This is a genomic window from Duganella sp. P38 (assembly GCF_050859475.1).
Taxonomy (GTDB): domain Bacteria; phylum Pseudomonadota; class Gammaproteobacteria; order Burkholderiales; family Burkholderiaceae_D; genus Rugamonas.
Window position 1 is genome coordinate 957,374 of the sequence record NZ_CP193936.1, and the last position, 12,934, is coordinate 970,307.

The following is a 12,934-nucleotide window of genomic DNA, read 5'->3' on the forward strand; positions in this document are numbered from 1 at the left end:
AAAACCGATGGAAAGTCGTCTCTCCCGGCTGGAAGCCGTTCAAACCGTGCTGCTCGAAATCGGGCAGAAATCCAGCAGCTGTACCGATATCAGCGAGTTCCTGCAGGCCGTGCATGCGGCGCTGGGCCGCATCATGTACGCGGCCAATTTCTTCGTTGCGCTGAGCAACCAGGACGGCCCGGCCAACCTGGTGCGCTTCGTCTACTTCGTCGATGAGGTGGACGAGCCGCCGAGCCGCGAGGAGCTGTTCGAGCTGGTGCCGGGCGAGTCGCCGACCGAGGCGGTGATCCGGGCGCGCGAGGCGATCGTCATGACCGCCGCCGAGCACGTCTCCAAGCGCGAGGACAACGCCGGCTTCGGCATCGGCACCATCGCCGAGCACTGGATGGGTTGCCCGCTGCTGGACCAGAACCACCAGGTGCTGGGCGCGGTGGTGATCCAGAGCTACGACAAGGAGCACACGTTCAGCGAGGAAGACCAGGCGCTGTTCAAGCTGATCGCCAACCACGTGTCGAGCGCCTTGCAGGGCTTGCAGAGCGTCGACCGGCTGGAACGCGCCGTGCACGAGCGCACGGCGCAATTGCAGCACGAGGTGGCCGAGCGCCGGCGCGCGGAAAACATCCAGCGCGCGCTGTACGAGCTGGCCAACCTGTCGGCCACCGCCACCGGCGGCAGCCGCCTGAATATGCGGCTGCACCAGATCATCAGCGAGCTGGTGCCGGCCAAGAATTTCCTGATGGCGCTGTACCACCCGGACACGCAGGAAATCAGCATCCCGTATTTCGTCGACGAGAAGGACGAGCTGGTGCCGGTCAAGCGTTTCGACTACGGCATCGGCATGTCCTCGTACATCCTGCAACGCAAGCAGGCGATGCTGCTGGACCGCGCCGGCTTCCAGGCGCTGGTCGACAGCGGCGAGATGGCGCACCCGCTGGGCAATGTCGAGATTTGCAGTTGGATGGGCGCGCCGATGCTGCTGGGCGACCATGCCTACGGCGTCATCATCGTGCAAAGCTACGACGACACGGTGCACTACACCCAGGCCGACCTGGATATCCTGGCCTTCATGGCCAGCCACGTGGCGGTGGCGATCGCCCGCATGCAGGCCGACCGCCAGATCCGCCAGGCCAAGGAAACGCTGGAGCAGCAGAACGCCGCGCTGGAGAGCGCGCTGACCTCGCTGAAAGATGCGCAGGGCGAGCTGGTGCGGCAGGAGAAGCTGGCCTCGCTGGGGCGGCTGGTGGCCGGCGTGGCGCACGAGATCAACACGCCGCTGGGCATTTGCGTCACCGCCACCAGCCATCTGGTGGAGGAGCTGAAGCTGACCCGCGAAGACCTGGCCAACGGCGCCCTCGATGAGGACGGCCTGAACCAGTTCTTCGACATCATCGACCAGTCGCTCAAGATCATGACCACCAACACCCAGCGCGCGGCCGCGCTGGTGCGCAGCTTCAAGCAGGTGGCGGTCGATCAGTCGTCCGACGATATCCGCAGCTTCAACCTGCGCAAGTATCTGGACGAGGTGCTGCTGTCGCTACAGCCCAAGCTCAAGGGCAAGCCGATCCAGATCGAGATCGATTGCGACGAGCATATCAACATGGCCAGCTTCCCCGGCGCGATTTCGCAGATCGTCACCAATATGGTGGTCAATTCGCTGGTGCACGGTTTCGAGGAAGGCCAGAACGGCAAGATCAAGATCACCGGCAAGGTCGAGGGCGACTACGTCGAGTTCGACTACAGCGACGACGGCGTCGGCATGGACAGCGCCACGCTGGCGCAGCTGTTCGACCCGTTCTTCACCACCAAGCGCGGCTCCGGCGGCAGCGGCCTCGGCGCGCACATCCTGTACAACCTGGTGACGGGCGCGCTGGGCGGCACCGTCAAGGTGGTCAGCGCGCCGGGCATGGGCTTGCACTACAAACTGCGCTTTCCCAAGATCAAGCGCAAATAGGTTTATTTGACGGTGGCGGCCGCTTCTTCGATCAGCGTCGCCACCTCGGCCGGATGCGAGGTCATCACCACGTGCGAAGCGCCGTCGATGACCACGGTTTTCTTGGCATTGGCGCGCTTGGCCATGAAGTCCTGCGAGGCGGCCGGGATATTCTTGTCAGCCTTGCCATAGATGAACCACGACGGGATGGTTTTCCACGCCGGCGCCGGCGACGCTTCGTTCAGCGCCGCGTCGGTGATCGGGCGCTGGCCGGCCGCCATCAGGCGCGCCTTGGCTTCCGGCACGTCGGCAGCGAACTGATTGTGAAATTTGCCCTGCTGGATGTAAAGATCTTTGCCGCCGTCGGCCAGCGCCACCGGTGGCGCCAGCGCCGGGCCCAGCGTGCTGCCCGGGAACTTGCCCGACAGGCCAACCGCCGTTTCGCCGCTGTCCGGCGCGAACGCGGCCACGTAGACCAGCGCCTTGACGTTGCCGGCGCCGGTGGCGGCGGCGCTGATCACCGAGCCGCCGTACGAGTGGCCGACCAGCACCACCGGCCCGCTGACGCTTTTCACCACCGAGGCCACCGAGGCGGCGTCGCTCTTGACGCTGCGCAGGGGATTGGCGGCGCCGATGACGGTGTAGCCGTCTTTTTCCAGTTTGGCAATCACGCCGTCCCAGCTGGACGAGTCGGCGAAGGCGCCGTGCACCAGCACCACGGTGGGCTTGGCGGCGGCGAAGGCGGCAGGGGCGGCCAGCGCGCCGGCGAGCAGGGCGGCGCTGAGGCTGAAACGGGCAACAGAGGTTTTCATGGCAAATCCTTTCAGGTAGAGAATGCCGATACTAGCAATGGCGGCCGCGGTTTTTACCCCTCCTAAGGCCAGCCTCGACTTTTGGCAGAGGCGGCCTGCTGTTTAACAAAACAGCAGCATCCGTCGCCTGTATCGGTAGACGAAGCTTTTTTTGCGAGACTAGACCATGCTCTCCGTATCGACCAATTTCTCCGCCAGCACCGATGCTTACATGGAGCTGTTGCAAAAGCAGATGGAAACCGCCCGGAAAAACGCCGAGGTGATCGACCGCCTGTCGACCCGCGTCGACCAGGATCAGAAAGCCCAGGCGCGCCAGCGTGTCGAGGAAATCAAGAAGGAAATCGAAGCGCTGCGCAAGATGCTGATGCTGTTCGGCGGCAAGGACGCCAAGGCGGTGTTGCAACAATTAAAACATCTTGCCAGCCAGCTGAAGCAGGCGGCCGGCGTGCTGAAGGCGTCGACTGAAACCGGGCTGCCGGATGTCACCAGCGCCGCCACCGATGTGCCGGCCGGGACCGAGGCGCCGCCCGCCGAGAGCGAGACGGCCGACGAGTATGCGGAAGGGCGTAATGCCTATGCCGAGCAGCAGGCGTCGGCGGATGCCGAGGCGGCCGGTGTGCAACTGCCGGTGCCGCGCGTCGACACCCAGCGCGCGCAAGACGAGAAAGAGCTGGAGCTGGTCACCCGCGCGCTCAAGTCGCTGCGTGCGACGGTTGAGCATATGGTCAAAAAGCAGGAAGTCGAAGCCCGCCGCTGACCACCCCCGTCATTCCCGCGTAGGCGGGAATCCATGCTGAGTATGCTGCACGCTGTCTATGGATTCCCGCCTGCGCGGGAATGACGGATCACTTGCAGGCCTTGCTGACTTCCACCTCCCAATCCACGCCCGATTCGATCTTGTTTTTGGCCGCGTAGTTGCCCTGGTTGAGCGCAACCGCCACATCCAGCAGACTATTCAGATACACCACCGGCTTACCCTTGGCCACGCCGCCAAAAGTGTGCTCAAACGGCGCCACCACGGTATTCACCAGCTTCTTGTTATGGAAAAAGCGCACCTGCACCAGGTCGTGCTCCTTCACCCCCAGCTGCTCGAACAGCGACTTGGGAATATTGGTCCAGACGTTGCCGTATTTGCTGTCCAGCACAGGAATGATGCCACGCAGCTTGCCGTCGCCGAGCGCGGCCTTCTGGTAATCAATCTTAATCACCGACTCGCTCGGCAACACCGGGCCCACCTGCTCGTAGGTGATGGCGCCGGAAGCCAGGCGGGCGCCGACATAAGCGTACACATCGCGGCCATGGAAGGTATACGATTCGCCCGAGCCGGCCAGGCGGTTGCGCGACTCGTCGATCTCGCGCAGCTCGGCCACGCCGTCGCGTTCGGCGATCAGCGTGAACTGGCCGTTGTCCGGGCCGACGAAGTAGCGGCCGGCCTTGGTCTTCAGCACCACCGACTTGCGCGTGGTGCCCACACCCGGATCGATCACCGACACAAACACCGTGCCTTGCGGCCAGTAGTTCGCCGTCTGGAACAGGCGGTAGCCGCCGACCCAGATATCGTAGTCGGGAATGTTGTGGGTCAGGTCGGCCACGGTCAGGCCGGCGTCCACGCCGTAGGCGACGCCGCGCATGGCCGAGACGGCGCCGTCCGAGGTGCCGAAGTCGGTTTGCAGCACCAGCGCATTTTTAGCGGCGAAGGCCGGCGCGGCCAGGGCGGCGCTCAGGCTGAGGGCGATCAACAGTTTTTTCATGGTGTCCTTCAGAAGGTGTAGCGGGCGCGGGCATAGAAGTATGCGCCGTTCACGCCGATGGGATTGATGAAGTTGTAGGGCAGGGCGCCGCCGTAGGTGGCGTTGTTGGTTTCGCGCACGCGCTGCGGGTAGCGGTCGAGGATGTTGTCGGCGCCCAGCGACAGCGTCAGCTGCCGGGTCGGCTTGTACTGCGCCTCCAGGTCCAGCGTCCACACGGCGCCGAAACGCTGGGCGTGGACGCCGTCGATGACTTCGGCATCCTCGTCATACGAGAAATCCTTCAGCGGGCCGAAGCGCGTGGCGCGCGCCAGCAGGCCCCATTGCGCCGCCTGCCAGTCGGCGCCGAGCACCAGCTTGTTCTTCGGCGAGGCGTTGCGGATGCGGAACAGGCTGGTGTCGGTCAGCACCGTCAGCGCCGGGTCGATCCGCGCCAGCGCGGCCGAGCTTTGGTGCACGGCGTCGATGCGCGTCTTGTTCAGGTTGAGTGCGGCGCTCAGGTTCAGCTTGCCGCCGGCGGCGGACAGGTCGTGGTTCAGCACCGCGTCGAGGCCGGTGGTGGTGGTGTCGAGCAGGTTGGCCAGGTAGGCCACCGACTGGATGTCGCTGCGGCCGATGCCGGCCAGGTAGGCGGTGGCGGCATCGCTTTGCAGGTCGCTGGTGCGGGTGATGCGGTCCTTGATCCTGATGCGGTAGCCGTCCAGCGTGACGCTGGTGTTGCGGGCCGGCTTCCACGCCAGCCCCAGCGACAGGTTGGTGGATTTTTCCGGCTTCAGGTCCTGCGCGCCGAACGCGCGCGCCAGCGCATCGCTGGCCGGCAGCAGCGAGGCGGTCTGCAAGCCGCTGCCGTCGCTGTTGAAGTTGAGCGTGGAGAAGCGGAAGCCGGTCTGCACCAGCGCCGGCGCGCGGAAACTGTTCGACAGCGAGCCGCGCAGCAGGAACTGCTCGGTGAACTTGTAGCGCGCCGACAGCTTGCCGGTGCTGGCGCTGCCGAAATCGCTGTAGTCCGAGTAGCGCGCGGCGGCGCCGACCAGCAGCTGCTGGCTGATGTCGCTTTCGATGTCGGCGTAGACCGACTTGATATGGCGGCTGCCGTCGAACGCATCCTGCGGCCGCAGGCCGGGACCGGCTTGCGCGCCCGGCGGCGCGTCGGTGATGGGGCCTGCGGCGTAGGAGGCGGCGTCGCCCGGCGAGCTGGTGTAGGTCTCGCGCACGTACTCGGCGCCGATCGCCAGGTTGACCGGCACGCCGAGGTTCAGCTCGCGCGTGAGGTCGGCATTGACGGCGTTCTGCCGGTAGTCGAACGAGGCCAGGTGGAAGCTGGTCGGGCTTTGCGCGCCCAGCGAGGCGTTCAGCGAGTTGCTGACATCGTAGTCGAACTTGTTGCCGCCGTGGCGCGCGCTCAGGTCCCAGTGCCAGCCGCCGCTGGCGACGCGCACGCCGGCCACGATGCTGAGGTCGGTGGAATCGCCGTGCGTGACCGGGCGGTAGCCGTTCGGGTACACCGACTCCACGTTCGACGGGTCGCCCGGATAGCGGAAGTAGGCGCTGCCGTCCGACTTGCGCTGGTTGGCGGTGGCGAAGGAGTAGGCGTCGATGCCGTCGCCCAGTGGCAGCAGCGCGTTGTAGAAGGCGTAGTTGTTGTGCGATGACGAGTCGCCGGATTTGAACACCACCTTGCCGTCCAGCGCCTGATCGGCCGGCGTGTAGTTCCACGAGGTCCAGCCGGCGTCGCTGTAGCCGGCGCGCTGGGTCGGGTTGCGGCTGCGGCTTTCGGCGCCGAAGCGCAGGAAGCCGGCGTCGCCCAGCGGCACGCCGTAGTCGGCGTTGACGATCTTGGTCTGGCCGTCGGTCTTGCTATCGTTGGTCGGCTTGAAGTCGGTGTGGTTGGCGCCATAGCTGACCGAGGCCGAGCCGCCGGTGCGCTGCTGCTTGAGCACGATGTTGATGACGCCGGCCACCGCGTCGCTGCCGTATTGCGCGCCGGCGCCGTCGCGCAGGATTTCGATGTGGTCGATGGCGCCCGGCGGAATCGCGTTGACGTCGACCGGCACCGTGCCGGCGAAGCTGCTTTCGGTGTCGAGCACGGCGCTGGCGTGGCGGCGCTTGCCGTTGATCAGCACCAGCACCTGGTCCGGCGCCAGGCCGCGCAATTGCACCCCGCGCACGGAGTCGGCGGCGCCGCTCGATTCGATGCGCGGGAAGTTGATCGACGGCGCCAGCGCTTGCAGGGCCGCGCCCACTTCACCGCTGGACAGCGCGTTCTCGACCTCGCGCGCGCCGAAGCGGTCGATCGGCACGGCGGAGTCGAATACGGTGCGGTTGCGCGCGCGCGAGCCGACCACCGTGACCTGGTCGATGGCGGCGGCCGCGTCGCCGCTGGTTGGCGTGTCTTGGGCCTGGGCGAGGGCGGCTGGCAGCGCGGCCAGTGCCAGCAGGGGCGGGAGCAGGTGTTTGTGCATCGTGGTTTCCTTGCGTGGTCTGAGGAGGCAGACCACGATCTTACGAGCAAGGAAATCTAGTTCCTACGAACAATTGCTAATATGCTTATGCACCCCGTCGTCCCCGCGCAGGCGGGGACCCATGCTGCATTGGCTCCGCCGGCGCTCCATGGATTCCCGCCTGCGCGGGAATGACGGCGGGGGCGGGGGGCTTAGTCTGGCAGACGCTCGTTGATCGCCAGCGCCTTATCAATATTCTTGATCAGCAGATCGACATACAGCGGATCGAGGTGGTGGCCGGACACCTCGCGCAGGTGTTCGATCACCTTTTCGATCGGCCACGCCTCCTTGTAGCAGCGCTTGTGCATCAGCGCGTCGAACACATCGGCCACGGCGACGATGCGCGCGTACAGGTGGATATTCTCGCCCTTCAGGCCCTGCGGATAGCCGCTGCCGTCGTACTTCTCGTGGTGCTGGTGGGCGATGACGGCGGCCGCCTTCAGGATCGGGCGTTGCGAGCCGTCCAGGATCGACAGGCCGACCGCCGGGTGCTGCTTCATGATTTCCCACTCGGCCGCGTCGAGCTTGCCCGGCTTGAGCAGCACCGCGTCCGGCGTGGCGATCTTGCCGATGTCATGCATCGGCGCCGCGTGGTGCAGCACCGCCACTTCGTCTTCCGGCAGGCCGGCTTCCTGCGCCAGCAGATGGCACACCTCGGCCATGCGGCGCACGTGGTTGCCGGCTTCGTTCGAGCGCGACTCGACCACGTCGCCGAGGCGCATGATCAGCTCGGCCTGGGTGTCGGTGATTTCCTGGTTCAGCAGGATGTTGTCGAAGGCGATGGCGACGCCGGAGCAGAACACCTCCAGCAGCTTGGTGTCGATTTCCGAAATTTCTTCGACGCCCTTGAGCACCAGCAGCGACGCCTTGCCGCTGGCGTTGGGGAAGTAGCCGATGTAGGTATCGCCTTCGACGCGCGAAATCTTGTTGCTCTTGGCGGCGTCGATCTGCGCCAGCACCTCGGTGGACAGCAGCGTGCCGTCCTCGTCGCCGATCTTGGCCAGGATTTCGTAATCGTTCTCGCCGCTGATGGCGGTGGCGCCGCGCAGGCGCAGCAGCATGCTGTGTTCCAGGCGCAGCAGCGCCACCACCTGTTGCAGCAGGCCGTTGGCGAAGTCCTTCAGGTTGCGCTGGCGGAAAATGTGCGAGGAGGCGGCAATCACGCGCTCCAGGCCTTCGCGGTAGTTGATCTGGGCGCGGTGCGCTTCCTCCACCTTCATGATGTCGCGGTAGGCGCGCAGCGCGGCGAAGGTGGTGGTGAACAGCTTGGTGCGGTCGAGTTCGGTCTTCTCTTTGTAATCGTTGATGTCGTAGTTGACGATCACGCGCTCTTCCGGCGCCTGGCCGGGCTGGCCGGTGCGCAGCACGATGCGGGTGAACTGGTTGTCCAGGTCTTCGCGCATCCAGCGCGCCACTTCCAGGCCGCTGTCCTCCTTTTCCATCACCACGTCGAGGAACACCAGCGCGATGTCCTGCTCGCGCGCCAGCACTTCCTTGGCTTCGGCGCCGCTGTAGGCGTGGACGAAGCTGAGGGCGCGGCCGTCGAGGCGGAAACGGCTCAACGTCAGTTTGGTGATGTCATGAATATCCGGTTCGTCGTCGACCAACAGGACTTTCCACGGCGCTAACTTGGGCGAGGCAGAAGACAAAAAAGACATATGAACAATTTCCGCAGTTATTTCAGCTGAATGACACCTGATTGTAGTCTTACCCACAGCCATTAACAACAGGCAATAAAAATTCCTGTTGCCCTACACAACACTTGCAAGCCGCGCGGTGAAATGCTCACACAACAATACTTCGTTTTTGGCAATATTGCTATCTTAAAACAAAGATTTTTGTAAATTCGCGACGGCCGTGGCGAATAACTCGGCGCTCATTTGCTCACGGCGCCGCCACGCTGAGGAGGCGGTCGTCGCCGGTTTTCGGTGTGCCGCGGCCGTCGGTGTTATTGGTCAGCAGGTACAGCCGGCCGTCGGGGGCGACCACGACATCGCGCAGGCGGCCGTATTCGCGCACGTAGAACTCGCTTGAGGTGCCGGTGGCCACCAGCGGCACCTTGCGCAGCCGCTCGCCGCGCAGGTTGGCGATGTAGATATTGGCGCCGCTGACGGCGATCGCGCTCGGGCTGGCGTCCGAGGTCGGCCATTGCTGTAGCGGATCGGTGTATTTGCTGTTGCCGGCCTTGCCCTCGACGTCGGGCCAGCCGTAGTTGGCGCCGGCCTTGATCTGGTTCAGCTCGTCCCAGGTGTTCTGGCCGAACTCGGACGCGTACATGGCGCCGTCGGCCGCCCAGGCCAGGCCCTGCACATTGCGGTGGCCATAGCTGTAGACGTAGGAGCCGCTGAAGGGATTGTCGGCCGGCACGCGGCCATCGGGCGTCAGGCGCAGGATTTTGCCGCCGAGCGAGGCCAGGTCTTGCGAGCGGCTGGTGGCGCCGGCGTCGCCGGTGGCCGCGTACAGCATGCCGTCGGGGCCGAAGGCGATGCGCCCGCCATTGTGGTTGCTGCCGGACGGAATGCCGCCCAGCAGGCGCTGCGCCGCGCCGATGCGGGTGGCCGTGCCGCTGCCGGTCAGCGGATAGCGTTCGATGCGGTTCTCGGCGCCGGCGCTGAAGTAGGCGTACAGGAAGTTGTCGCGCACGGCGATGCCGAGCAGGCCGCCTTCGCCGCTGCCGCTGACGCCGGCAATGGTGGCGATGGTGGTCAGCGCGCCGTCGCTGCCGACGGCGCGGATGCGCGCCGTGCCGCGCTCGCTCACCAGCGGCGTGCCGCCGTAAAACGCCACCGACCACGGAATCTGCAGGCCGGTGGCCAGCGAGGTCGGGCCCGCCGGCGTGGTTGGCGGCGGCGTGGTCGGTGGCGGCGGCAGCGTGGCCGTGCCGTCGCCGCCGCCCGAGCCGCCGCCGCAACCGGCGATGCTGAAAGCCGCCAGCGCGGCGCACATTTCTTTCAACATGGTAGTTCTCCCTGACGCTGTGTCAGCCCATTATCGGCCGCATGGCGGCGCCGCGCCGCACGGTAGGGGGCGGCGCTTCAGCGCGCGGCCAGCATCGGCCAGGCGGTTTCCGGCGCGCGCATCAGCCCGGCCAGGTAGTCGACCATCGAGGCGATCCTGGCCGACACGGTCGAATGCTGGTAGTACACGGCGTGCACCGGCTTGAGCCGTTCCTCGGTCAGCTGCGGCAGTACCGGCACCAGCCGGCCCTCCGCCACATCGACGGCGGACATGAAGTCGGAGGTGCAGATGATGCCCATGCCCTGCAACGCCAGCTGGCGCAGCGTCTCGCCGCTGGACGCCTGCAGCGTTGGCCGGATTTGCAGCAGCTTGCCGTCGGCCTGGCGCAGCGGCCACAGGTTGAGAATCTCCGGCTCGCTGAAGCCGAGCAGTTCATGCCGCGCCAGGTCGGCCAGCTGGTGCGGCACGCCGCGCCGGCTCAGGTAGGCCGGGCTGGCCATCAGCCGCACGCGCGAATGGCCGAGCAGGCGGCTGTACAGTGTCGAGTCCTTCAGCTCGCCGATGCGGATGGCGAGGTCGACGCGCCGCTCCAGCAGGTCGATATAGCCCTCGTTGCTGCTGAGGGTGAGTTCCACCTGCGGATGCAGCGCATGGTAGCCCGGCATCAGCGGCACCAGCACGTGCAGCATGAAGGGCGTGACCGCGTCCACCCGCAGCGGGCCGGACAACTGGCCGCGGCGCGTCATCACGCGGTCTTCCGCCACCCGCACCGACTCCAGGACGGTGCGCGCGTCCTGCACGAAGTCGCGGCCTTCCTCGGTGAGATCGAGGCGGCGCGTGGTGCGGCGCAGCAGCGTGGTATGCAGCTTGTCTTCGAGCCGCGCCAGCAGGCGGCTGACGGTGGAGACTGGCTGCCCCAGGTGCTCGGCGGCGGCCGTCAGCGAGCCGCTGTCGACGACCGCCAGAAACACGGTCAGTTCATCCAGTGCGAGTTTCATTTTCCCGTTTCGTGCAAAAGTATTTTGAGGATTATGCGCTTTATCCGGGAAAGTGGCAGGGGCATAATGCTTCAACTATGAATAAACACACACACTCCTCCGCGCTGCCACTGCTTGCACTGGCGATAGGCGCATTCGGTATCGGCACCACGGAATTCGGGCCGATGGGCATGTTGTTGACGATTGCACAGGGCGTCAGCGTCTCGATTCCGACGGCTGGCCTGCTGGTGTCGGCGTATGCGATCGGCGTCACCATCGGCGCGCCGGTCATGACCCTGCTGCTGGCGCGCTGGCCGCGCCGCAAGGCCTTGATCGCGCTGATGGCGATTTTCACCATCGGCAATATCCTGTCGGCGCTGGCGCCGGGCTACGCCAGCCTGATGGTGGCGCGCGTCGTCACCAGCCTGACGCACGGCGCCTTCTTCGGCATCGGCTCGGTGGTGGCGGCCAGCCTGGTGCCGCGCGACAAGCAGGCCAGCGCGGTGGCCACCATGTTCCTCGGCCTGACCATCGCCAACATCGGCGGCGTGCCGGCCGCCACCTGGGTCAGCGACACGCTGGGCTGGCGCGAATCGTTCGGCGCCATCAGCGCGCTGGGCCTGCTGGCGATGACGGCGCTGGCGATGTTCCTGCCGCAGGGCAGCGCCGGCGCCGCGCCGGATGTGCGCAGGGAATTGAAAGTGCTGCTGCGCCCGGTGGTGTTGCAAGGCTTGCTGACCACGGTGCTGGCCTCGGGCGCGACGTTTGCGTTGTATACCTATATCAATCCGGCGCTGAAGACTTTTACGCATGCTTCGCCGGGCTTCATCACCGCCATGCTGGCGCTGATCGGCATCGGCTTCACGATCGGTAACGCGGTCGGCGGCAAGCTGGCCGACTGGTCGATCGACAAGACGCTGGTCGGCTTCCTGGTGCTGGAGGCGGCGACCATGATCGCCTTCCCGTGGCTGGCGCAGACGCAATTGGGCGCCGCCGCCGGCCTGCTGCTGTGGGGCATCGCCGCCTTTGCGCTGGTGCCGCCGGTGCAGATGCGCGTGATGCGCGCTGCTACCGAGGCGCCGGGGCTGGCGTCGTCGGTGAATATCGGGGCTTTCAACCTCGGCAACGCCATCGGCGCGGCGGCCGGCGCGCTGGTGCTCAACGCTAACCTTGGCTATGCGGCCGTGATGTACGCCGGGGCCGGACTGACGGTGCTGGCGCTGGTGCTGGTGGTGGTGTCGGCTAGCACGTCGGCGCGCGGTTGCGCTGACGCGGCGGTCTGATCGGGCGCCGCCACCGGTAGCCGGCAAACTGGCCTTTCCCCTCCTCGTCATTCCCGCGCAGGCGGGAATCCATGCTTCGCTTGCCGCGCGACGCCGTATGGGTTCCCGCCTTCGCGGGAACGACGAAGGTTGTGGTGGTGGTCGCCGCGCCGCGGTCGTTTCCATGCCTCCGAATACGCATTCTGGGCCGGATTTTTAACGGTCTATCGCAAACCGGCTCAGCTGGCGCGTGAACATCCTATTGTTGAGCTTTTTGGATGGAAACGCATGAAAACACGCTTAGCCCACATATTGTCCGCCAGCGCCATGCTGGTCTGCGTCACCGCCCAGGCGACGCCCGACGAGAGTCAACTGGTCACCCTGGTGCAGCGCCACGCACAGGCGCAAAGCACGTTTGATCAGGCGACACTCAAGGCTGTCACCGCAGAGGACTATGTCGAGATTTCACCGGTGGGCGAGGTCGATAGCCGCGCCAAAATGCTGTCGTTCTACACGCCGGAGCAGAAACGGCCTGCGCCGCAGTTGCAGGTGGATGAAACCGTGGTGCGCCGGTCCGGCGACACGGCATTGATTTCGGCGCGGCTGTCCTACACCATCAACCAGGATGGCGCACCGCGTGGCTTCGCATTACGCGCGGGCTATGCCGCCCGCCTGATCGATCAACAATGGCTGCTGGTGTCGGCGCAGTACACCGCCATCCGTCCGGCGAAAAAGTAGCCATGCGC

The 12,934-nt window shown here is 65.7% G+C and carries 10 protein-coding genes; 4 read left to right on the forward strand and 6 right to left on the reverse strand.

The window, feature by feature from the left end:
• The first annotated feature begins 7 nt into the window (after positions 1–7).
• Positions 8–1,951: a GAF domain-containing protein gene (locus ACRQ5J_RS04355; protein ID WP_432381312.1), complete on the forward strand. Its 1,944-nt coding sequence runs from the start codon at positions 8–10 to the stop codon at positions 1,949–1,951.
• A 2-nt stretch (positions 1,952–1,953) separates the two neighbouring features.
• On the opposite strand, the gene ACRQ5J_RS04360 is transcribed toward ACRQ5J_RS04355, so the two are convergent.
• Positions 1,954–2,742 (reverse strand): alpha/beta fold hydrolase, encoded by a 789-nt coding sequence (locus tag ACRQ5J_RS04360; protein ID WP_432381314.1) that lies wholly within the window; start codon positions 2,740–2,742, stop codon positions 1,954–1,956.
• A gap of 166 nt (positions 2,743–2,908) precedes the next feature.
• On the opposite strand from ACRQ5J_RS04360, the gene ACRQ5J_RS04365 reads away from it, so the two are divergent.
• Positions 2,909–3,499 (forward strand): hypothetical protein, encoded by a 591-nt coding sequence (locus tag ACRQ5J_RS04365; protein WP_432381316.1) that lies wholly within the window; start codon positions 2,909–2,911, stop codon positions 3,497–3,499.
• 88 nt (positions 3,500–3,587) lie between these two features.
• On the opposite strand, the gene ACRQ5J_RS04370 is transcribed toward ACRQ5J_RS04365, so the two are convergent.
• The 5 genes from ACRQ5J_RS04370 to ACRQ5J_RS04390 all read right to left on the reverse strand — a co-directional run bounded on the left by ACRQ5J_RS04370 (position 3,588) and on the right by ACRQ5J_RS04390 (position 10,947).
• Positions 3,588–4,493 carry an SAM hydrolase/SAM-dependent halogenase family protein gene (locus ACRQ5J_RS04370; RefSeq protein ID WP_432381317.1) on the reverse strand — a complete coding sequence of 302 codons (906 nt, stop codon included), beginning with the start codon at positions 4,491–4,493 and terminating at the stop codon, positions 3,588–3,590.
• An 8-nt stretch (positions 4,494–4,501) separates the two neighbouring features.
• Positions 4,502–6,952, reverse strand: coding sequence for a TonB-dependent receptor plug domain-containing protein (locus tag ACRQ5J_RS04375; protein WP_432381319.1), 2,451 nt, complete (start codon positions 6,950–6,952; stop codon positions 4,502–4,504).
• 191 nt (positions 6,953–7,143) lie between these two features.
• The gene (locus tag ACRQ5J_RS04380) at positions 7,144–8,649 is read right to left on the reverse strand and encodes a DUF3369 domain-containing protein (RefSeq protein ID WP_432381321.1); all 1,506 of its coding nucleotides are present in this window, start codon (positions 8,647–8,649) and stop codon (positions 7,144–7,146) included.
• Positions 8,650–8,875: 226 nt separating this feature from the next.
• Positions 8,876–9,949: a PQQ-dependent sugar dehydrogenase gene (locus tag ACRQ5J_RS04385; RefSeq protein ID WP_432381323.1), complete on the reverse strand. Its 1,074-nt coding sequence runs from the start codon at positions 9,947–9,949 to the stop codon at positions 8,876–8,878.
• A gap of 77 nt (positions 9,950–10,026) precedes the next feature.
• Entirely contained in the window at positions 10,027–10,947 is a 921-nt protein-coding gene (locus ACRQ5J_RS04390; protein WP_432381325.1) for a LysR substrate-binding domain-containing protein, read from the reverse strand.
• 77 nt (positions 10,948–11,024) lie between these two features.
• Here ACRQ5J_RS04390 and ACRQ5J_RS04395 point away from each other — a divergent pair, with 77 nt between their 5' ends.
• Positions 11,025–12,209, forward strand: coding sequence for an MFS transporter (locus ACRQ5J_RS04395; protein WP_432381327.1), 1,185 nt, complete (start codon positions 11,025–11,027; stop codon positions 12,207–12,209).
• Between the two features lie 267 nt (positions 12,210–12,476).
• Positions 12,477–12,926 carry a nuclear transport factor 2 family protein gene (locus tag ACRQ5J_RS04400; RefSeq protein ID WP_432381329.1) on the forward strand — a complete coding sequence of 150 codons (450 nt, stop codon included), beginning with the start codon at positions 12,477–12,479 and terminating at the stop codon, positions 12,924–12,926.
• Positions 12,927–12,934 lie beyond the last annotated feature (8 nt).